This is a genomic window from Teichococcus vastitatis, assembly GCF_003604215.1.
GTDB lineage: Bacteria > Pseudomonadota > Alphaproteobacteria > Acetobacterales > Acetobacteraceae > Pseudoroseomonas > Pseudoroseomonas vastitatis.
Window position 1 is genome coordinate 40,965 of record NZ_QXGS01000008.1, and the last position, 19,992, is coordinate 60,956.

Here is a 19,992-nt window from a genome sequence, read left to right on the forward strand (position 1 = left end):
CTGCCGCCCATTCGATGGTTCCGCCGCCTCAGGGCGCAGCGTCGGCATCGCAGGGCCGCAGCGGAAGGATGACGGGCGCGCCGTCGGGGCCGCTGAACACCGCCACCTCGACGCCGTAGCACCGGCGCAGCGTTTCGGCGGTCAGCGCCTCGGCAGGCGTCCCGTGGCCCGCGACGCGGCCGTCATGCATCATCACGATCCGGTCGGCGAAACGGGCCGCCGCGTTGAGGTCGTGCAGAACCACGATGGTTGTCAACCTTCGGCTGTGCGTGGCGGAGCGCAGCAGGGCGAGCACGCGAAGCTGATGGGTGATGTCCAGCGCGCTGGTCGGCTCGTCCAGCAGCAGGGCGGACGGGCCGGCCGAGAGCACCTGCGCCAGGAACACGAGCTGCCGCTGCCCGCCGCTCAGTTCGCGGATGGGGCGCTCCGCCAGGTGGGAGATGCCGACTTCCTCCAGGGTGTCGCGGGCCGCTTTCAGGTCCGCAACATCCACCTTGAAGGCCAGCGACCGCAGCCGGCCCAGCAGCACCACCTCGAACGCCGTCAATTGCGAGCGGGCGCTGGTGTCCTGCGGCATGTAGCCCACGCGGCCGGGTTCGCCGCCACTCCACTCCACCGTTCCCGCATGCCGCTGCACGCCGGCGAGACCGCGCAGCAGGCTGGATTTGCCGGATCCGTTGGCGCCGAGGATCGCGAGCACCTCGCCGGGATTCGCCTGCAGATCGACGCGGTCCACCGCGACCCGAACCCCGTAGCGGAGGCTGAAGCCCCGGACCGAGAGCCTCATGGCGCCGTCCTGGAGCGCAGCACCAGCCATCCCAGAACCGGCACGCCGATCAGGGAGGTGACGATGCCGATGGGGAACACCGCGCCGGGCATGATGAGCTTGCTGGCCACCGAGGCGGCGGACAACAGCAGCGCGCCGAAGATGGCGGCGCTCGGCAGCAGGTGCCTCTGGTCCTCACCCACCAGCATGCGGGCGATGTGCGGCGCCACGAGCCCGACGAAACCGATGGTGCCGACAAAGGCGACGGCCACCCCGGTGAGGAGGGACACCAGGATAAAGGCCCGCAGGCGCAGCGCGTCGACCTGCACGCCGAGTGCCCGGGCGCGCTCGTCCCCCAGCCGCAGCGCCGTCAGCTGCCACGCGTCGCGCAACAGGAGCGGGATCGAGAGCAGCAGGACCAGCCCCACCACGCCCACCTGCCCGAGGCTGGCCCGCATCAGGCTGCCGAACAGCCAGAACACGATCTGCTGCAGCGCCTCGGGCGAGGCAAGGAACTGCAGCAGCGACAGGAGGGCCTGGAACAGGAACAGGCAGACGATGCCGGACAGCACCAGGAACTCCGGCGTGGCGCCCCGCAGCTGCGCGGCGCCCGCCACCAGGCTGCAGGCCAGGCCGGCGAAGAGAAAGGCGGCGGCCGGCACCACGAGCGCCGGCGGCAGCGGGATCATTGCCCCGGCCAGGATGGCCAGCGCCGCCCCGAAGCCCGCCCCGGCCGAGATGCCCAGCGTGTAGGAGCTGGCCAGCGGGTTGTTCAGGATGGTCTGCATCACCGCGCCGGTGAGGCCGAGCGAGGCGCCGACCGCCACCGCCATCAGCGCGATGGGCAGGCGCAGCCGATGAACGATCGCCTCCAGCATCGGGTCGGTCCCCATTCCCAGCAGGGAGCGGACCACCTCCGGGATGGGCAGCATGGCCGGGCCGGTCGCCAGGTCCGCCGCGAAGCTGGCCACCAGCAGGACGATTCCCACGGCCATGACCACGACGCGACGGCTGTTCGCCGCGCGCCAGGCGATGATGGCGTCGGCAGGGAAGGCGGTCATTCCTGGGCCAGCCTGGTCATCCAGCAACCTTCGAACGCCACGGGGAGGTAGCGTTCGTGGTAGCGGCGCAGATTGGCCACCGGGTCCACATCGGCGAAGGCCTGCGGGTAGAGCTGCCGGGCGATGTATTGCAGGCCGACATAGTCGAAGAGCGTGCGGGCGATGCCGTGCTCCACCGCGTGCAGCTGGCCGTCGCGGATGGCCGTCAGCCGGTCCCATCCGGGGCGCGCGGGGTATTCCGACAGCTTGGCCCGCGTTTCCTCCGGCGGGATGCCGAACCCCGTCCGCACGGCGTTGGGCCGACCCACCCAGCTGGACGCGGCGATGAAGATGAATTGCGGGTCGGCCGCCAGCACCAGCTCAGAGCTCAGCGGGCCCCAGGGACCGGGGATGCGGCCGTTGGCGATGTTCTGCGCGCCGAGGTTTTCGGTGATCCGGCCCCACATGGTGCCCTGGTAGGTGTTGCCGACCACGGCGGCGCCACCCTGGCCCAGCTCGAAATACACGCGCGGCGTTCCGGCCCCGGCCGCCTTGGCTCGCGCGACGCGGCGCCCGATGTCGGCGGTGGCGGCGCTGTACTCGCTCGCGAGCTGCTCCGCCCGCTCCTCGGCACCCACCGCCGCGCCGATGGCGCGGGTGCTGGCCAGGTGGCGCTCCAGCGTCTGGGCGTTGTAGTCCGTCACGAGCACAGGGATGCCCAGCGCCTCGAACTGCGCGACTGCCTCGCCCACGCGCCCGAAGGTATCGTGGGACAGAATCACCAGATCCGCACGCAGCGCGATGATCGTCTCGGCGCTGAACGTGTCGTTGTCCGCCGCGCCGACATCCACGGCTTCGGTGATGCGCGGGATGGCCCGGGTGTAGAGCGCATAGTTATTCGGCCGCCAATCGGCCCAGAGCGTCTTGCTGATGCCGACGACGCGGTCCCACCCCTCGGCGCCCGCGATGGCGGTGAAGTCCTCGAAGTAGAAGCCGAGGACGATACGCTGGGCCGGACCGGCCAGCGTCACGGTGCGGCCGTTCACGTCGGTGATGGTGCGCGGCTGCGCCAGCGTGGGTGCCGCCAGCAGCGGCAGGCAGGCGAGGGCGCCCAACAGGGCCCGCCGCATCTGCGGGAAGGATGGCTTCATGGCCGCTTTCCTTGTGTCACCGGCATCAATGGCCGGCGTGCGGGGCGCCGCGCGCGCCTGCCGCCTGGACCGGAACGGAAACCGTGATGGCACCCGCCTTCTCGAAGGTCAGGGTGACCGGAACGCTCTCCCCCGGCCGCAGCGGCGCCGAAAGGCCGATGAGCATGAGATGGAGGCCGCCCGGTTGCAGCGCCACGCTGCCGCCGGCAGGCACCTCGATGGACTGCATCTGCTGCATGCGCATCACGTCGCCATCGCGCAGGGTGGTGTGCAACTCCGTCACGCGGGGCAGCGGGCTGCTGACGGACACCAGGCGATCCGGCGCCGTTCCGGCGTTGCGGATGGTGAGAAACACGCCCCCCGTGCCGCCCTGGATGGCCGCGCGGGTCCAGGGCTGCTCGATGGCGATGCCATCCGGCGCGGTGGCGGGTGCCTGCGCCCATGCCGGCATCGCGGCGGCAGCGGCCAGCAGGAGGGCAGGCGCCAGCAGGCGGCGGAACAAGGTCATGATGATGTCTCCGTCTGAATGCCGGTGTGCAGGGCGATGCGGCGGCGCAGGCCCGCCGCGAGTTCCGCGGCCGGAAGGCCGCCACGGAACAGGGTGCGGAGGCGCCCGTCCGGGCCAAGCAGGTAGAAGAAGGAGGAATGGTCCATCAGGTAGTCGGACGCCCCCTGCACCACGTGCTTCGCGGCGAAGACGTGGAAGGCCTTCAGCACCGGCCCGATCTCGGACGGCGTGCCGGTGAGCGCGGCCAGGCGCGGGTGGAACAGCCGCACGTAGTTCTTCAGCTGCGCCGGGGTGTCCCGGTCCGGATCGATCGTGACAAAGACGGGGCTGATCTGAGCCGCAACCCCGGCGGGCAGCAGGTCCAGCGCCCCGGCCATGGTGGCCAGTTCCGTCGGGCAGATGTCGGGGCAGAAGGTGTAGCCGAAGTAGAGCAACGCCCAGCGGCCCCGGAAATCATTCTCCGTGCGACGCTGTTCATCCTGGTCGACCAGGGAGAACGGGCCGCCCAGCGGGACGCCGTCGGGGAGCTGGATCTCGCCGGGGCCGGGCGGCAGCTCGGATTCGGCCGCGGGGCGGAGCCACCATGCGGCCGCCGCGGCGGCCGGAGCGGCGAGCAGCAGGGCCGAGGCCAGCCAGGCACGCCTGGAAACAGGAAAAGCCATGAAGGGAGAACCGATCCTTCGCCGCAGGACGCGGCGTGACAAACAAACAGCCGTCCGGGCACGGGCCCGGACGGCGGCGATGTTTCAGGATCAGGCTGCTGGTGGTGCTCGCGGCTGCTGTGGCGGGCCGCGTGGCGGTGCGGGAGGCAGGCCGGGCCGGGCCAAGGGCCGGGCAACCGACACCAGGATGACCGGGCCGAGCTGCACCACCGGCGGAACGGGCAGGCTGGCGGGATCCGCGTGCTGGCACAGCGGGCAGCCCGCATGCGCCTTGACCTGCGGCACCTCCTGGCCATCCCGATTCACCAGGATGGTGCGGTAGGCGCCGGACGGGCTGCACAATTCCACGGCCTGGGCCGAGGCGAGATCGACCAAGGAGCGCAGGCAAGGCTGCAGCGCCGCCACCCACTGCACCAGCAGCAGGACGGCCAGGACGCGCAGCAGGTGTCTGCCCCGGTTGGTCATCGCCGCTCCTGATTAGGGGATGCTCCTGCCGGTGTCACCCTGCGCCAGCCATGATCGGGCCTCGCGGGCGCGCGGCCGACGAAGCGTTTCGGTTGCCGGCTCACCCCGGGCCGGGAAGAGGTCCTGCAGGCCGGACCGGGCCTGCGCCGGGGCGGCCGCCCCGGCAAGCATTTCAACGCTAGTCAGCCTTGATGCCGGCCTCGCGGATCAGGTTGCCCATGACCTCCCGTTGCTGGGCCACGAAGGAGGCGAAGGCGGCCGGGCTGCTGCCCACGGCCTCTGCTCCCATGGCCGTCAGCCTCGACCTGACATCCGGGTGCTTCAGCGCCGCGATCACGGCACCGTGGAGGCTGCTCACCACCGGCTCGGGCGCCCCGGCGGGAAGGTAGAAGCCGTTCCACTCGTTCAACTCGTATCCCGGAAAGCCCTGCTCGGCGATCGTCGGAACATCCGGCAGCGCGGCGATGCGGCGCGCGGTGCTGACGCCGAGCGCCTTGACCAGACCGTCGCGCACCAGCTGGGTCGAGGATGACACCGTGCCGAACACGAAGGCCAGGCTGCCGCCGAGGAGGTCCTGCAGCGCCGGTCCGCCGCCACGATAGGGCGAGTGCTCCAGCGTCAGGCCGGCGCGGCGCAGCAGCAGCACCGAAGCCAGATGCGCCGCCGTGGCATTGCCGGAGGACCCGTAGGTCAGGCTGTTGGGGTGCTGTCCGGCATGCTCGATGAATTCCGCGAGCGTGGAATAGGGCGCCTCTCTCGGCGCCAGCATGATCTGCGGCAGCACGGTCACCTGTGTCACCGGCGTGAAGGCGGTGGCGTAGTCGAAGGGAAGGCGCGGCAGCAGGGATGGCGTGGCGACGAAGCCGAGCGCATCGAGCATCACCGTATGGCCATCCGGCGCCGAGCGCGCCACCTCGCCCGCGCCGATCGAGCCGCCGGCGCCGCCGCGGTTCTCAACCACCACGGTCTGGCCCAGCGCGGCCGACATCGGCCCGGCGAGCAGCCTCGCGGTCGTGTCGGCACCACCCCCCGGGGCATAGGGAACGATCATCCGGATGGTCCGCTGCGGCTTCCAGCCCTGCGCGGCGGCGGGCAGGGCGGGCGCGAGCCCGGCGAGGGCAAGGGCGAACAGGTCACGGCGACTGGCAGGCATCGGGGTTCCTCCGTTCCGCGGGCGGGCGCGGTTGCCGGCTCGCTAGCATTCTCCTATAGTCCTGCATAGGACTAAATGAGCGTTTGCGCCCGGGGGCACGGGTGGTGTCTGCTCAACGGGTTCTGGACCGGATGGAGACGGCGTTTGGGTGCTTTACCAGCAACGATCGGAACCGATGCACGGCTTCCGCTGCATGCCCGCCTCCGCGACCAGCTGGCGGCGCGGCTGGCGGCGGGCGAATGGCCGCCGGACACCGCGCTGCCGGCGGAATCGAAGCTCGCGGTGGAATACGGCGTCTCATTACAGACCATGAGGCGTGCCATCAGCCATCTGGAGCAGGAGGGGCTGGTGCACCGGCAGCACGGCCGCGGCACCTTCAGCTGCCCCGCCCGCGGCACCGGCAGCCTGCTTCGCTTCTTCCGCGTCACGGACGCGCAGGCCGGAAACCAGGCGATCCTGCCGGAAAGCAGGATCCTGTCCAGCGCCCGCGCGCCGCTGCCCGCGGAGGCCGCGCGGCGCCTGCGCCGCCGTGCCGGCGAGGATGCGCTGTGTTTGTCGCGCCTGCGGTCGTGGAACGGCGCCGCGATCCTTTACGAGACCATCCACCTGCCCTTGCCCGAGGCCGGTCCGTTGCTGGCGCTCGAACCCGGGGAATACGGTGCGCTGCTCTATCCGCTGCTGCAGGAGCGCTGCGGATTGCTGGTGGCGCGCGCCGAGGACGAGATCACCGTCACCCAGGCCGACGCGCACGCCGCCGCGATGTTGCAGATCGGGCTGAGCGAACCGGTGATCGTGGCCGAGCGCACCGCCTATGACGCGGGCGGCAGGCCTGTTGAGGCCCGCCTGGCACTCGGCCGGGCCGACCGCTTCCGGTATCACGCGACGGCCACGTGACCCGCATGAGCAACCCGCCCATAATCGACGCTCATTTCCACATCTTCGATCCGCGCTTCCCGCTGCCGGGAAATGACGGCTACGTGCCTCCGCGCTTCACCGCGCAGGACTACCGTGCCGCGACGGCGGGGTTCGATCTCCGGGGCGGGGTGGTGGTCGCCGCTTCCACCCACGGTCTCGATCCGGCCCCGCTGGTGGCGGCAATGAGGGATCTGGGCCCGGGCTTCGTGGCCGTGGTCAACGCCGACCCGGACCTGTCCGACGTGGCACTGCGTGCGCTGGCAGATGCGGGGGTGCGGGGGCTTCGCCACAACCTGTATCGCGGCGTCGCGGCCTCGGTGCGGGACGAACTGGCCTTGGCGGAACGGGGCTGGAGCGTGGCGGGGCTGCACACCCAGGTCTACGCCGACGCGGCCCTCCTGCGCCCGTTCGCGGATCGCCTCGCGACACTGGGGCCGCGTCTGGTGATCGACCATCTGGGCATGACGGAGGCCGGCCTGCCGATGGTTCTGGACCTGGTGGAGGCCGGCGCCAAGGTGAAGGCCACCGGCTTCGGCCGGGTGTCGCTGGATGTGCCGCGCGCGCTCGGGGAGATCGCCCGGCGCTCGGCCTCGGCCCTGATGTTCGGCACGGACCTGCCCTCCACCCGCGCCGCCAGGCCGTTCCGGTCCTCCGACGTCACGCTGCTGCGGGAAGTGCTGGGCGAGGAACTCGCGGCCGCCGCGCTGCACGGCAACGCCGCCGCGTATTACCGGCTGCCCGGGACCAGGAGAGAGGGCCCCGGCGCATTCCGGGGCCGCTCGGCGGCGAGCCCTGCCTCCCGGTGAGCCGCGGCCGGTTCTTCGCGGCGTGAGCAACTCGCGCGCGCCTGCGCCGCTTGAGAAGCAGGTGATGTCCTGCAGGGCGGGCGCGCCTCTGGATCAGGAGGTCCCATGGTCAAGCCGCGGATCACGAAGAACCCCCTGCTGAGCATGATGCTGAGCGGCGCCCATGCCTGGGCCGGGGCCGCCCGCGGGCTCTTGACCGGGCAGGCGAGGCGGCAACAGACAGCCGTGATGCGCGGGGCCGCACGGCAGGTGGCCGGGTTCTGGGCGCCACCTCCGGCCGGCACGCAGTCCAGGAAGCGGGCGAAGAAGCCACGGTCCTGAGGATCAGGTCATGTGCAATCTTTACTCGATGACCAGCAACCAGCGGGCAATCCTGGATCTGACCCGCGCCACTCGCGACGGCACCGGCAACCTTCCGCCGCTGCCCGCCATCTATCCGGATTCCATGGCGCCCGTGGTGCGTCAGGCGGAGCATGGCGAGCGTGAGCTCACCACCATGCGTTGGGGCATGCCGGGTCCGGAGCAGTATGGCGGCCACCCTGTGACCAACATCCGCAACACCCGCAGCCCGCATTGGCGACGGTGGCTCGGCCCGGCGCATCGCTGCCTGGTGCCGGTGACCTCGTTCAGCGAGTGGGAAGACACCCGGCCGAAGAAGACGCCCGTCTGGTTCGCCTTGTCGGAGGAGCGCCCCCTCTTCGCCTTTGCCGGGATCTGGACACGCTGGAACGGTTCCCGCGGCCCGAAGTCGAACCCGGTGGACGGCGAGCATGAGCTCTACGGCTTCCTGACCTGCGACCCGAACGGCGTGGTCGGCCCCATCCATCCCAAGGCCATGCCGGTGCTGCTGACCACGCCGGACGAGATGGACACCTGGCTGGAAGCACCATGGGAGATCGCGCGGGAGCTGCAAAGGCCGCTGCCCGACAACAAGATGCTCATCGTGTCCAGGGGCAGCCGCCAGGATCCGGCCTGAGCGGGAGGCGTCGGCCTCCATCCGGCGCTGCGGGCCCGGAGGGAACCTCAGCCTTCCGCCATGCCCGGCCACACCAGGCCCGGCCGGGCGCCGATGAAGCGCATCGGCTCGACGCGCTCCTCAGCGAGCGCCGAGGCCAGGTCCGCGAGCGGGCGGCTGATCCCCTCATTGGTGAGCTTGAACGTGCCCCAATGGTAGCCGAATGCCTGGCGCGCCCCGAGCAGCTTGAAGCCCCGCACCGCATCGGCCGGGTTCATGTGCTGGCCCGCCATGAACCACCGGGGCTCGTAGGCGCCGATCGGCAGCAGCGCGATGCCGAGCGGCCCGTGCCGCCCGGCGATGCGCCGGAACGGGCGGCCATCGTCGAAACCCGTGTCACCCGCGAAGAAGACGCCATCGCCCAGGCCTCGTAGCACGAAGCCGCACCACAGCGCGCGGTTGCGATCCCACAGGCCGCGTGCCGTCCAATGGTGGACCTGCTCCAGCACCGCTTCGACGCCGTTGCCGAGTGGCACCACGCCGTTCCAGTCGGCGGTGGTGACTTCGATGGCCGGGTCATGCCCCTGGATGGTCGCGTCCTGGCCGAGCGGCGCGACGATCCGTGGCCGATCGCGGTGCCAGAGGCGCCCCAGGGTCTCGAGGTCGAGGTGATCGTAATGGCCGTGCGACACCAGAACGGCATGGATCGGCGGCAGGTCGTCGAAGGCGATGCCGGGCGGGTTGGCACGCCGGGGGCCGGCGAAGGTGAACGGGCTGGCGCGCTCCGACCAAACGGGGTCGGTCAGGATGTTCAGCCCCGCTCCCTGGAGCAGAAAGGTCGCGTGCCCCACGAAGCTCACGCGCAGCGCCGCGCCCTCGATGCGCGGCGGGGGGCGATCCGGCGGAAACGGGCTCGGATAGGCATCGGGCCAGTTCTGGTTGTCCCCGCCCAGCTTCCAGCGCGCCAGGTCCAGGACGCCGCGTGGGGCCGCGCCGTCCGGATTGAAGAACCGTTCGCCGTCGAAATGGTCGCTCGCCGCCCCTGCGGACCTCGCGGCGCCGCTGCCGGAACAGCCGCCGAGCCAGGGCAGCGAAGCCGGCAGCGGGGCGGTGCCGAGGAGCGCGGCGAGGCGGCGCCGGGTCATGATGCGGGCGGATCGGAGCTGGTGATCGGTCACGGGGCATCCTGCTTGATCCGACGCGAAGCGGGTACCTCTTTCAGCGTCCGCTTCGCTCGTCCCGGCCTCGAACCGGATCCCCCATCCCGCCGGGCGCCACCGTCAGGCCAGCTCCGGCAGCCGGTCAAGGTGCTTGTCCAGGGTGATCGGGTAGTCGCGCACCCGCACGCCGGTGGCATTGTAGATGGCGTTGGCGATCGCCGCCGCGACGCCGCAGAGGCCGAGTTCGCCCACGCCCTTCGCCTTCATCGGCGAGGACATCGGGTCCACCTCGTCCAGGAAGATCACCTCCTGGTGCGGAATGTCGGCATGCACCGGCACCTCGTAGGCGGCGAGGTCGTGGTTGACGAAGAAGCCGCGGCGCGTGTCCACTGCCAACTCCTCCATCAGCGCCCCGCCGACGCCCATGGTCATGGCGCCGATCACCTGGCTGCGGGCCGTCTTGGGGTTCAGGATGCGCCCTGCCGCGCACACCGCCAGCATGCGGCGGATGCGCACCTCGCCGGTCGCGGCGTCGACTCCCACCTCCACGAAATGCGCGCCGAAGGTGGATTGCTGGAAGCGCTTGCTCAACTCGCCGAACTCGATGGCGTCCTCGGCCACCATCCCCTCTCCGCCGGCCGCTTCCGCCAGCGTCACGCTCCGGTTGCCCGCGCGGACCTGCCCATCCTCGAACACCGCGTCGGCGGAGTTGAAGCCGAGCTTCCGCGCCACGGCGTTCCGCAGCTTCACGCAGGCGGCATAGACGCCCGCCGTGGAACTGTTGGCGCCCCACTGCCCGCCCGAACCGGCCGAGGCGGGAAAGGACGAGTCGCCGAGCCGGACGGTGACCTTGTCGATGGTCACGCCCATCATCTCGGCGGCCGTCTGCGCGATGATGGTGTAGCTGCCCGTGCCGATGTCGGTCATGTCGGTCTCCACCGTGACCTCGCCGCGGCCGTCGAGCCGCACGCGCGCGCCCGACGTCATCACCAGGTTGTTGCGGAAGGCCGCCGCCACGCCCATGCCGAGCAGCCAGCTTCCCTCCCGTGCCTGACCCGGCCGCGCGCTGCGTCGGCTCCAGCCGAATTGTTCGGCGCCGGTGCGCAGACATTCGACCAGCTGGCGCCGGGAGAAGGGGCGGGACGTGTCGTTCGGGTCCACCTGGGTGTCGTTGATGACGCGGAACTCCACCGGATCCATGCCCAGCTTCTCCGCCATCTCGTCCATCGCGATCTCCAGCGCCATCAGCCCCGGCGCCTCGCCCGGCGCGCGCATGGCGTTGCCTTCCGGCAGGTCCAGCACCGCGAGCCGAAGCTGCGTCAGCCGGTTCGCCCCGGTATAGAGCAGCCGCGTCTGGTCGACCGCCGTTTCCGGCCCGCCGCCCGGCTGGTCGCCCGACCAGCTTTCATGCCCGATGGCCACGATCCTGCCGTCCCGCCCGGTGCCGATGCGGATGCGCTGGATGGTAGCGGGCCGATGCGTGGTGTTGTTGATCATCAGCGGCCGCTGAAGCGCGACCTTGACCGGCCGCCTGGCCGCCCGCGACCCCAGCGCCGCCATCACCGCATCCGTCCGCAGAAACAGCTTGCCGCCGAAACCGCCGCCGATGAAGGGGGAGATCAGGCGCACCTTCTCCCTCGGCATGTTCAGCGTCCTGGCCAGGTCGCCCGCGCCCCACTCGATCATCTGGTTGGAGGTCCAGACCACCAGCCGGTCGCCATCCCAGGCGGCGATGGAGGCGTGCGGCTCCATCATCGCGTGGCTCTGGTCGGGCGTGGTGTAGGTGGCATCGAGCTGCACCGGCGCCGTGGCGAAGGCGCCCTCGAAATCCCCCGTCGCGCTCGCGGACTGGTCCACCTTCTCCGCCAAGTCCCGCGCGGCCGCGAGGTCGAAGGCGCCTTCGGCCCCGGCATAGCTCACCTGGACCATCTGCGCGGCGTCGCGCGCCTGCTCGAAGGTTTCGGCCACCACCACCGCGACGGCCTGGTGGTAATGGTCCACCTCCGGGCCGGCCAGCAGCCTGGCGGTGTTCATGCGGCCCTTGCCGAGCGCACCGGCATTCTCGGCGGTGACAACCGCCAGGACGCCGGGCGCGGCCCTGGCCGCGCGCAGGTCCATGCCGGTGATGCGGCCCTTGGCGATCGCGGCGCCCACCACATAGCCATAGGCGTGGTCGCGCACGGCGTCGTTGTGCTCATAGGCGTAAGGCGCCTGGCCCGTGGTCTTCAGCCGGCCGTCGATGCGGTCGACCGGCTGGCCGACGACCTTTAGCTGGTCGATGGGATTGGTGGTCGCGGGTGTGTCGAACTTCATGGTGTTCAGCCCCTCGCCTCGGCCAGCACGGCGTGAAGCGCGCGCTCCGCCAGCGTCACCTTGAACGCGTTCTCGTGGGTCGGACGGGCATTCGCCAGGATGGCGGCCATCGCGGCCCTGGCGCCGCGCGGCACCTCCGCTTCGGCGGCCTCCACGCGCCACGGTCGGTGCGCGACGCCGCCCAGCGCCACCCGCCCCGTGCCGTCCCGCTGCACCACGGCCGCGACCGAAACCAGCGCAAAGGCGTAGGACGCCCGGTCGCGGACCTTGCGGTAGACATGCCGCCCGCCGGCCGGCGGCGGCAGGGTCACCGCCGTGATGAACTCGCCCGGCTCCAGCGCGGTCTCGATGTGCGGGGTGTCGCCGGGCAGGCGGTGGAACTCCGCGATGGGGATGCCCCGGGTGGTGCCGTCCGGCTTCACCGTCTCCACCACCGCGTCCAGCGCCCGCAGGGCCACCGCCATGTCGGACGGGTTGGTGGCGATGCAGGCCTCGCTGTGGCCCACCACCGCCAGCTGGCGGCTGAAGCCGCCGAGCGCCGAGCAACCCGAGCCGGGCTGGCGTTTGTTGCAGGGCTGGTTGGTGTCGTAGAAATACGGGCAGCGCGTGCGCTGGAGCAGGTTGCCCGCGGTGGTCGCCTTGTTGCGCAGCTGCCCGGAGGCCCCCGCCAGCAGCGCGCGCGACAGCACGCCGTAATCGCGGCGAACGCGTTGATCGGCAGCCAAGTCGGTGTTGCGCACCAGCGCGCCAATGCGCAGGCCGCCCTCCGGCGTGGGCTCCAGCTTGTCCAGCGCCAGACCGTTGACGTCGATCAGGTGGGCCGGAGTCTCGATCTGCAGCTTCATCAGGTCCAGCAGGTTGGTGCCGCCCGCGATGAACTTGGCGCCCGGCCTGCGGGCCGCGGCGGCGGCGGCCTCGGCGGGCGAGGTTGCCCGCTCATAGGTGAAGGGCTTCATGCCTGTTGCTCCGCAACTTCGGTGATCGCGTCCACGATGTTGGAATAGGCACCGCAGCGGCAGATGTTGCCGCTCATGCGCTCGCGGATCTCGTCGGCGGTCAGGCCGGGCCGGGCGTTTAGGTCAGCCGTCACATGGCTCGGGATGCCTGCCTTGATCTCCTCCAGCACCGCAACGGAGGAGCAGATCTGCCCCGGCGTGCAGTAGCCGCACTGGTAACCGTCATGCTTCACGAAGGCCGCCTGCATCGGGTGCAGCTTGTCCGGGCTGCCCAGCCCCTCGATGGTGGTGATCTCGTCGCCCTGATGCATCACCGCCAGCGTCAGGCAGGCGTTGATGCGGCGGCCGCCGACCATGACGGTGCAGGCGCCGCATTGCCCGTGGTCACAGCCCTTCTTGCTGCCGGTCAAGTGCAGGTGCTCGCGCAGCGCGTCCAGCAGGGTTGTCCGGGTGTCCAGCTCCAGGTCGCGCCTTTCGCCATTCACGGTGAAGAACAGTTTCATGGCGGGTGCTCCTGGGGCTGGGGGAGGGGCAGCCGGTGCCCCGGTTTGTGCGCTGGCCGCGCAGGGTGCCGCGGCGGCGGCCGCCGCCCCCATCACCAGATCACGCCTCGTCGCCGCGAAGTCAGGGGTTCGCATGTGGCTCTCCGTTGGTTTCTCGTGTTTCCGCAGGAACCGGCACGCCCAGGCCATCCTCGCCGCGCGTGGTGCGCACACCCGGCTGAGCAAGCGTCCGGAGCCGGGCTTCTCCCCCCCATGGGGATCCCGGATCAACATCGGGTCGCCTGGGCTCACCGCCGTGGCGGTCCCATCTGCCAGCACAGCAGCGCCAGCAGCGCGGATGCGAACAGCATGGCCGCACTGGCACCGAAGGTGCTCCGGTAGCCATTCGTGTCGAGCAGCACGCCGCCGATCGATGCTCCCAAGGTGATGGCGAGCTGAATGGTTGCCACCATCAGCCCACCGCCCGCTTCGGCCTCCTCCGGCAGCGTCTTGCTGAGCCAGGTTCCCCATCCGACCGGCGCGGGCGTGCTGATCAGGCCCCACCCGGCCAGCAACGCCGCGGTTGCCAGGGGCCAGTGCCCGGCCGCGACCAGCGCCGCGGCGATCGCCGCCATTCCCAGGGGAATCGCCACCAGGACGCCGTGCAGGCTCGCCGTCAGAAACCAGCCGACCAGTGAGGTGCCGATCAGGCCGGTGACGCCTACCACCAGGAGGAGCAGCGACAGGACCGAAACGTTCACCTGCGTGACCGTTTCCAGGAACGGCCGCAGATAGGTGAACAGCGCGAACTGTCCCATGAACAGGAACAGGATCGCGAGCATGCCCGCCGCCACCGGGGGTCTGCCCAGGAGCCTGAAGGCGGCTCCGGCACCGGAGGAGCGTTCGGCGGGCAGCGGCGGAACGGTCATCCACTGCCACACAAAGGTCAGGAGGGCGAGGGGCACCACGCAGAAGAAGGCGCCGCGCCAGCCGATATAGGCCCCCAGGACGCTCCCCAGAGGCGCCGCCACGGTGGCCGCGAGGGCATTGCCGCCATTCAGGATCGCCAGCGCCTTCGGCACCTCGTCGCGGGGCACGAGGCGCATCACGGTGGCCGTCGACATCGCCCAGAACCCGCCGATGGAGACGCCGAGCAACGCCCTTCCCGCCATCAGCACGGCATAGTTCGGCGCGAAAGCCACGATCGTGCCGGAGACGACCATGAGCAGGGTGAAGGCGAGCAGCACCGTGCGCCGGTCGATCTGCCCCGCCGCAGCCGACACGAAAAGGCTGGTCAGCACGGCGAAGATGCCGGAGATCGAGATCGCCTGCCCGGCCTGCCCCTCAGTCAGCCCGAGATCCGACGCCAGCGGCGTCAACAGGCTGACCGGCATGAATTCCGACGCGATCAGCGCGGCGGCACACAAGGTCATCGCGAGAACCGCCCCCGGGATCGGAGATCGGGCGGGAAGCGCATCGGCTCCCGAGAGGGTTTGTCCGTTCATCAATGACCTTGCGAGTGCTGGCGCCGGAATGGGCCGTGGAAGGCTGGGTGCGCGTGCCGCCGGCGCAATGGCGGCCGGCTTCACACGCCCGCCGCCGCCCTGGTTTGCCGAAGGGGGCCGGCAGGCGATCAGGTTAGGATGGGCTTTCACCGAAGATAGCGGCGTCGACGGCCACGGATTAGGTGCTAAAAGCCGCATGGGGCTATTAGCAGGGCTTCTGAATGCCGCGGATCGACCGCAATGATCTGGACGTGTTCCTGGCCGTCGCCCGCGAGCGGAGCTTCACGCGGGCCGCGGCGCAGCTCGGCGTCTCGCAATCGGCCCTGAGCCAGACCCTTCGAGGGCTCGAAGCCCGGCTCGGCCTCCGTCTGCTGACCCGCACCACGCGAAGCGTGGCACCAACCGAGGCGGGCGAGCGCCTGCTCCGGACCCTAGGCCCAGCCTTCGATCAGATCGATGGCGCGCTCGCCGCGCTCAGTGAACTCCGCGAGAAGCCGTCCGGCACGATCCGCATCACCGCGGGCGAGCACCCGGTGGAAACGATCCTGATGCCGGTCCTGGAAAGGCTCCTGCCGGATTATCCCGACATCAAGGTTGAAGTGGACGTCGACAACGCCCTCACCGATCTCGCCGCCGGCCGCCACGATGCGGGCATCCGCTTCGGCGAGCAGGTGGCGAGGGACATGGTCGCGGTGCGCATCGGCCCGGATATGCGGATGGCGGTTGTCGCCGCGCCCGCCTATTTCGCCCGGCGGCCACGGCCCGAGGTGCCGCAGGACCTGACGGAGCATGCCTGCATCAACATGCGCCTGCCGACGCATGCCTCCCTTTATGCGTGGGAACTGGAGAAGGGCGAGCACGAGCTCAAGGTCCATGTCGAGGGGCCGCTGGTGTTCAACTACGCTCCTCTGCTGCTGAGATCGGCCCTGGCCGGGCTCGGGATCGCCTGCGTGTTCGAGGACCAGGTGCGGGAGCATGTCGCCGAAGGGCGGCTCGTGCGCGTGCTGGCCGATTGGTGCCCGCCCTTTCCCGGCTACCATCTTTATTATCCGAGCCGCCGGCAGCCGACATCGGCCTTCGCGCTGCTGGTCGAGGCGCTGCGGTTTCGGGGCTGAAGCGCACCACCGGGGAACCGGCGTCCCGCGATCCGCGCCGGCAGTCCGGCGGCGGCCACGTACCCAAGCCCTGGCCGTGGCTTCTCAGTCCCCGACCAGGGAGATCGTCGCCTGCCCGGAGTTCGATCGGCTCAGCGCTGTGACCGTGCTGGCGTCGATCTTACCGAGCTTGATCAGCCCGCTCGAGTAGCCGAAGTCCCGGTAATAGAGGGCGAGGTTGCCCCAGGGCGCGTAGTAGGCGATATCCCCGACCGACGGGTCGGCGCCCGGTGGCGCACCGGCCGTGGAGAGTGGTCTCGGCAGGGAAGCGGTTTTCTCCGTTCGCGCGTGATCGTCCAGCGTGACCGTCAGCGGCAGCAGCGAGGCGAAGTCCCGCGCCGTCGGATTGTTCTCCAGCGTGCCGTTGATCCTGGTTCCGTTGATGTCGATGCGGATCTTCATGGTTGTCGCCTGAGGGCCGGATGCGGCTTGCGCCAAGGCGCCAGTTGTTCCGATCACGGCGGTCATCGGGAGGAACAGGGCCGCCAGGAGCCACAGGCGTCGGGTTCGCATCGCCACGGTTCTCGCGGAAGCTGCTCCGCATCGGGGTTTCGGTGTCTGGCCGCTCCGGCCGATGCCGGCGTTCCTGCGGCCGGCTTCCTGTCAGCGGCGGGGTGGCGGGCTGCATCGTGCTGTCTCGCCGCGGGACCGCGCCGGCTTGCGGCGCCTGTTTCCCCCGGCGGCGGGGTATCTCCGGAGGCGGGGTCACCGGTGGTATTGCTCGTCCGTGACCGCCTCCATCCAGTTCACGGCCCGGCCGTCGGCCTGTTCCTGCAAGGCGATGTGCGTCACCCCGGTTGTTGCGGCGGCGCCATGCCAGTGCTTCACGCCGGGTGCGATCCAGATGACGTCGCCGGGGCGCATCTCCTCGACAGGACCGCCGTCACGCTGGATCCAGCCCAGGCCCGCCGTGACCGCGAGGACCTGCCCCACCGGATGGGTATGCCAGACGGAGCGGGCGCCAGGCTCGAAGGTGACGCTGCCGCCGGACATGCGCGACGGCGCCGTTGCCGGAAACAGCGGGTCGATGCGAACGGAGCCGGTGAAATATTCGGCGGGTCCTTTCGCCGAGGGCTGCGAACCGGCGCGCGCGATCCGCAATCCCTCCTGGCTTGGTGACGCTCCGGGAGAGGCCGGCGCGGCCGCCTGCGCGAGGGCGGTGGCGTGAGCGCCCGCCGGTGCGAGCAGAAACATCGCCAGGCCGAGAATGGAAAACCGGTTCATGCAGGGTTCCTCGGGGTGAGTGGCTCAATTCGGGCGGGTGTCAAACACATTCTTGACGACGGGAACGGCCGAGAAGGCATTGGGCCAGCCGGCGTAGAAGGCGAGGTGCGCCACAGCCTCCGACGCCTGGGCCCGCGTCAGGCCGTTATCCATCGCCCTGTTGAGGTGGAACGGGATCTGGGCAACCTGGCCCGTCGCGATCAGGGCGCTGACCGTGACGAGGCTGCGGTCCCGCGCGGCCAGGTCGGGCCGCAGCCAAAGGTCGTGGAACAGCGTGTCGGTCGTGAACTGGTCGAGGCCCGGCGCGATCGGGCGAACGGTTTGCGCCACCTGGGCCGCGCGCCGCGCTTCCGCTGCCGCATTCAGCGGCAGCAAATCGGGCCGAGCCGCGGGCAATTGCTCGGCGCCGATGCCGCGTGCCGCGAAAACCTCCCGCGCCGCCGAGCTGGCCGCCATGGCGTTGGCCCAGCCGGAATAAAAGGCGAGATGGGTGATGAGCCCGGAGATCTCGCCGGGTTCGACGCCGCTGTCGAGCGCGAGGCCGAGGTAGCGCGGCAGCTCATTCGTCTGGTTGCGCGCGATCAGCGCGGACAGCGTGACGATGCCGCGATCCCGCGAGGACAGGTCGGGGCGGCGCCACAGATCGCCGAAAATGGTGTTCTGCTCATAGCGTTCCAGGGCAGGCGACACTGCCCGCACATGGCCCTGGGTGGGGAGGCTGGGAGCGGGAGAGCTGGGAGCAGGCAGGCTGGGACCGGTGTTCTGCGGAGCGCCTGCTCCCTGGGCGTGCCCAAGGGATGCACCACCCAGGGAGCAGACCATCAGCGCTGTCGCGAGGAGCCTCATCCATTTGTTCCTTTCCAAGAAAGCAGAACCGGCCGGTGAAGGCACGGTGCGCGGCAACGGCAGGGGTTGGGTGAACCGCCGCCGACAACCACCCCGGGCTTCCTGTCGGGCACGCCCCCGCGGGCCGAGGATATCCACCACGGCAGGCTGCCTTGATCGGTTCGTCCGTTCGTTGCGCCGGGATGCCGGCCGGCCCGAAGCACCCGCCATGGCCGGCGGTTCGACGTGGCAGGCCTCTTCCTAGGCCGGACCCGTGCGCCCGCGATGAAGCTGCCGCCGGCCACCACGAAGCAGGAGATCCGTCATCGACGCCCGTACTGCTCGTCGGTCTCGGGCTCCATTCACGTCACGGGGAAGCCGTTCAAGGCTTCCTGAATGGCGATGTGGCTCATGGCGGTGGCCACCGCGGCGCCGTGCCAGTGCTTCTCGCCCGGTGGAAACCAGACCACGTCACCGGGCCGGATCTCCTCGACCGGGCCACCCTCGCGCTGCACCAGGCCGCGACCCATGGTGACGATCAGGGTTTGTCCGAGGGGATGGGTATGCCAGGCGGTGCGGGCGCCGGGCTCGAAGGTCACCAGGGCGCCGGCGACCCGGGCCGGATCGGGCGGGTTGAACAGCGGGTCGATGCGAATGCGGCCCGTGAACCATTCCTCCGGTCCCTGGGCGGAGGGCTGAGCTCCTGCACGTGTGATCTCCATCATCTCTCTCCTCGTGCCCGGGACTGGCCGGACCCTTCCGCGAGGGGTCCATGGCCATCCGGTCAAGGAGGTAAGGGATCAGGACTCCGGGGATTAGGGTCTCAAACCGGCATGGGCCTATAAGGGGAGCTTCTCAATTCCCTGACAGGGTTCCACGAACCCGCCGCTCCTCCGACGGTGGCGCGGCATTGCGCGCGTGGGCGCCGAGCCCGGCCCGTTCCGATGCCGGCATGCCGGGGCACCACCATGAAAAGCCTTGCCATCGCGGCCGGGATCTTGGCGAGCACGGGGATGCCGATGTCAGGCCAGGGCGCTGCCCTTCGGCTTCACCGGAATGCGCAGGTAGCTGACGCCGTTGGCCTCGGCCGGGGGAAACCGGCCGGCGCGGATGTTCACCTGGATGGAAGGCAGCAGCAGGGCCGGGGCCGACAAGGTGCTGTCGCGCGCCTGGCGCAGCGCCACGAATTCATCTTCCGTGACGCCGTCTCGCACATGCTTGTTGGCGGCCCGCTGCTCGGCCACCGTGCTTTCCCAGGCATAGTGGTCGCGCCCGGGGGCCTTGTAGTCGTGGCACATGAACAACCGGGTGTCCGGCGGCAGCGCGAGCAGGCGGCGGATCGAGCGGAACAGGTGCCGCGCATCGCCGCCAGGGAAATCCGCCCGTGCCGTGCCGTAATCCGGCATGAACAGGCTGTCGCCGACAAACACGGCGTTGCCGATGCGGTAGGCCACGTCGGCCGGCGTGTGACCCGGAACATGCAGCACCTCGACGCCGAGTCCGCCAATCGCGAAATGCTCTCCGTCATGGAACAGGTGGTCGAAATCACCGCCCTCCGGCTTGACGTCGGCGGCATCGAACATCGGCCGGAAGATCCGCTGCACGTCGCGGATGTGCTCGCCGATGCCGATGCGGGCGCCGGTGCGTTGCTTGATGAAGGGCGCGCCCGACAGGTGATCGGCATGGGCATGGGTTTCGAGCACCCATTCCACGCTCAGCCGGTCCGCCGCCGCGGCGGCGAGGATGGCCTCGACCGAGCGCGTATCCACCTCGCCCGAGCCGGCATCGTAATCCAGCACCGGGTCGATCACGGCGGCGCGGCGGCTGACGGGATCGGACACGAGGTAGCTGACCGTGTGGGTCGGCTCATCGAAGAAGGCACGGATCACGGGGCCGGGCGTGGTCATCGCGAACTCCCTTGGGGTTGAACAGGGGCTTTCGTCTTGAACCGG

The 19,992-nt window shown here is 70.3% G+C and carries 21 protein-coding genes; 4 read left to right on the forward strand and 17 right to left on the reverse strand.

The genetic code is table 11. The features are described from left to right. Positions 1–28: 28 nt before the first annotated feature. From D2K64_RS12405 to D2K64_RS12435, 7 genes are all read right to left on the reverse strand, one after another. Positions 29–787 carry an ABC transporter ATP-binding protein gene (locus tag D2K64_RS12405; RefSeq protein ID WP_120008775.1) on the reverse strand — a complete coding sequence of 253 codons (759 nt, stop codon included), beginning with the start codon at positions 785–787 and terminating at the stop codon, positions 29–31. Beyond that, positions 784–1,827: a FecCD family ABC transporter permease gene (locus tag D2K64_RS12410; RefSeq protein ID WP_120008687.1), complete on the reverse strand. Its 1,044-nt coding sequence runs from the start codon at positions 1,825–1,827 to the stop codon at positions 784–786. Before D2K64_RS12410 ends, D2K64_RS12405 begins: the two co-directional genes overlap by 4 nt. Then, on the reverse strand, positions 1,824–2,957 hold the full coding sequence (locus D2K64_RS12415) for an ABC transporter substrate-binding protein (protein WP_202910646.1): 1,134 nt from the start codon (positions 2,955–2,957) through the stop codon (positions 1,824–1,826). The genes D2K64_RS12410 and D2K64_RS12415 overlap by 4 nt, the downstream gene beginning before the upstream one ends. Before the next feature lie 25 nt (positions 2,958–2,982). Next, positions 2,983–3,465: a copper chaperone PCu(A)C gene (locus D2K64_RS12420; RefSeq protein WP_120008688.1), complete on the reverse strand. Its 483-nt coding sequence runs from the start codon at positions 3,463–3,465 to the stop codon at positions 2,983–2,985. After that, a complete protein-coding gene (locus D2K64_RS12425) occupies positions 3,462–4,127 on the reverse strand; it encodes an SCO family protein (RefSeq protein ID WP_120008689.1) in 666 nt (221 codons plus the stop codon). Before D2K64_RS12425 ends, D2K64_RS12420 begins: the two co-directional genes overlap by 4 nt. Before the next feature lie 90 nt (positions 4,128–4,217). Beyond that, a complete protein-coding gene (locus tag D2K64_RS12430) occupies positions 4,218–4,592 on the reverse strand; it encodes a DUF2946 family protein (RefSeq protein ID WP_120008690.1) in 375 nt (124 codons plus the stop codon). A 178-nt stretch (positions 4,593–4,770) separates the two neighbouring features. Then, a complete protein-coding gene (locus D2K64_RS12435) occupies positions 4,771–5,745 on the reverse strand; it encodes a Bug family tripartite tricarboxylate transporter substrate binding protein (protein WP_120008691.1) in 975 nt (324 codons plus the stop codon). 144 nt (positions 5,746–5,889) lie between these two features. Between D2K64_RS12435 and D2K64_RS12440 the strand changes: the two genes are divergently transcribed. The 3 genes from D2K64_RS12440 to D2K64_RS12455 all read left to right on the forward strand — a co-directional run bounded on the left by D2K64_RS12440 (position 5,890) and on the right by D2K64_RS12455 (position 8,442). After that, positions 5,890–6,639 (forward strand): GntR family transcriptional regulator, encoded by a 750-nt coding sequence (locus D2K64_RS12440; protein ID WP_238384161.1) that lies wholly within the window; start codon positions 5,890–5,892, stop codon positions 6,637–6,639. A gap of 5 nt (positions 6,640–6,644) precedes the next feature. After that, positions 6,645–7,466, forward strand: a complete 822-nt coding sequence (locus D2K64_RS12445; protein ID WP_120008693.1) for an amidohydrolase family protein — start codon at positions 6,645–6,647, stop codon at positions 7,464–7,466. Between the two features lie 331 nt (positions 7,467–7,797). Continuing rightward, the gene (locus tag D2K64_RS12455) at positions 7,798–8,442 is read left to right on the forward strand and encodes an SOS response-associated peptidase (RefSeq protein ID WP_120008695.1); all 645 of its coding nucleotides are present in this window, start codon (positions 7,798–7,800) and stop codon (positions 8,440–8,442) included. Between the two features lie 47 nt (positions 8,443–8,489). On the opposite strand, the gene D2K64_RS12460 is transcribed toward D2K64_RS12455, so the two are convergent. The 5 genes from D2K64_RS12460 to D2K64_RS12480 form a co-directional block, all read right to left on the reverse strand. Then, positions 8,490–9,599, reverse strand: a complete 1,110-nt coding sequence (locus D2K64_RS12460; protein WP_120008696.1) for an MBL fold metallo-hydrolase — start codon at positions 9,597–9,599, stop codon at positions 8,490–8,492. A 102-nt stretch (positions 9,600–9,701) separates the two neighbouring features. After that, positions 9,702–11,894, reverse strand: coding sequence for an aldehyde oxidoreductase molybdenum-binding subunit PaoC (paoC, locus tag D2K64_RS12465; protein WP_120008697.1), 2,193 nt, complete (start codon positions 11,892–11,894; stop codon positions 9,702–9,704). Between the two features lie 5 nt (positions 11,895–11,899). Then, positions 11,900–12,850 carry an FAD binding domain-containing protein gene (locus D2K64_RS12470; RefSeq protein ID WP_120008698.1) on the reverse strand — a complete coding sequence of 317 codons (951 nt, stop codon included), beginning with the start codon at positions 12,848–12,850 and terminating at the stop codon, positions 11,900–11,902. Continuing rightward, on the reverse strand, positions 12,847–13,488 hold the full coding sequence (gene paoA, locus D2K64_RS12475) for an aldehyde dehydrogenase iron-sulfur subunit PaoA (RefSeq protein ID WP_120008699.1): 642 nt from the start codon (positions 13,486–13,488) through the stop codon (positions 12,847–12,849). The genes D2K64_RS12470 and paoA overlap by 4 nt, the downstream gene beginning before the upstream one ends. Before the next feature lie 152 nt (positions 13,489–13,640). Then, a complete protein-coding gene (locus D2K64_RS12480; RefSeq protein ID WP_202910647.1) occupies positions 13,641–14,765 on the reverse strand; it encodes an MFS transporter in 1,125 nt (374 codons plus the stop codon). A 293-nt stretch (positions 14,766–15,058) separates the two neighbouring features. On the opposite strand from D2K64_RS12480, the gene D2K64_RS12485 reads away from it, so the two are divergent. Beyond that, positions 15,059–15,952: a LysR family transcriptional regulator gene (locus tag D2K64_RS12485; RefSeq protein WP_120008701.1), complete on the forward strand. Its 894-nt coding sequence runs from the start codon at positions 15,059–15,061 to the stop codon at positions 15,950–15,952. An 84-nt stretch (positions 15,953–16,036) separates the two neighbouring features. Here D2K64_RS12485 and D2K64_RS12490 read toward each other — a convergent pair whose 3' ends face one another. The 5 genes from D2K64_RS12490 to D2K64_RS12510 form a co-directional block, all read right to left on the reverse strand. After that, positions 16,037–16,393, reverse strand: coding sequence for a cyclophilin-like fold protein (locus D2K64_RS12490; protein WP_120008777.1), 357 nt, complete (start codon positions 16,391–16,393; stop codon positions 16,037–16,039). A 303-nt stretch (positions 16,394–16,696) separates the two neighbouring features. Continuing rightward, entirely contained in the window at positions 16,697–17,215 is a 519-nt protein-coding gene (locus tag D2K64_RS12495) for a (R)-mandelonitrile lyase (protein ID WP_306418944.1), read from the reverse strand. Positions 17,216–17,239: 24 nt separating this feature from the next. After that, positions 17,240–18,061: a carboxymuconolactone decarboxylase family protein gene (locus tag D2K64_RS12500; RefSeq protein ID WP_120008702.1), complete on the reverse strand. Its 822-nt coding sequence runs from the start codon at positions 18,059–18,061 to the stop codon at positions 17,240–17,242. Between the two features lie 341 nt (positions 18,062–18,402). Beyond that, positions 18,403–18,762, reverse strand: a complete 360-nt coding sequence (locus tag D2K64_RS12505) for a (R)-mandelonitrile lyase (protein WP_120008703.1) — start codon at positions 18,760–18,762, stop codon at positions 18,403–18,405. 300 nt (positions 18,763–19,062) lie between these two features. Next, on the reverse strand, positions 19,063–19,947 hold the full coding sequence (locus D2K64_RS12510; RefSeq protein WP_120008704.1) for an MBL fold metallo-hydrolase: 885 nt from the start codon (positions 19,945–19,947) through the stop codon (positions 19,063–19,065). Positions 19,948–19,992: the final 45 nt, after the last annotated feature.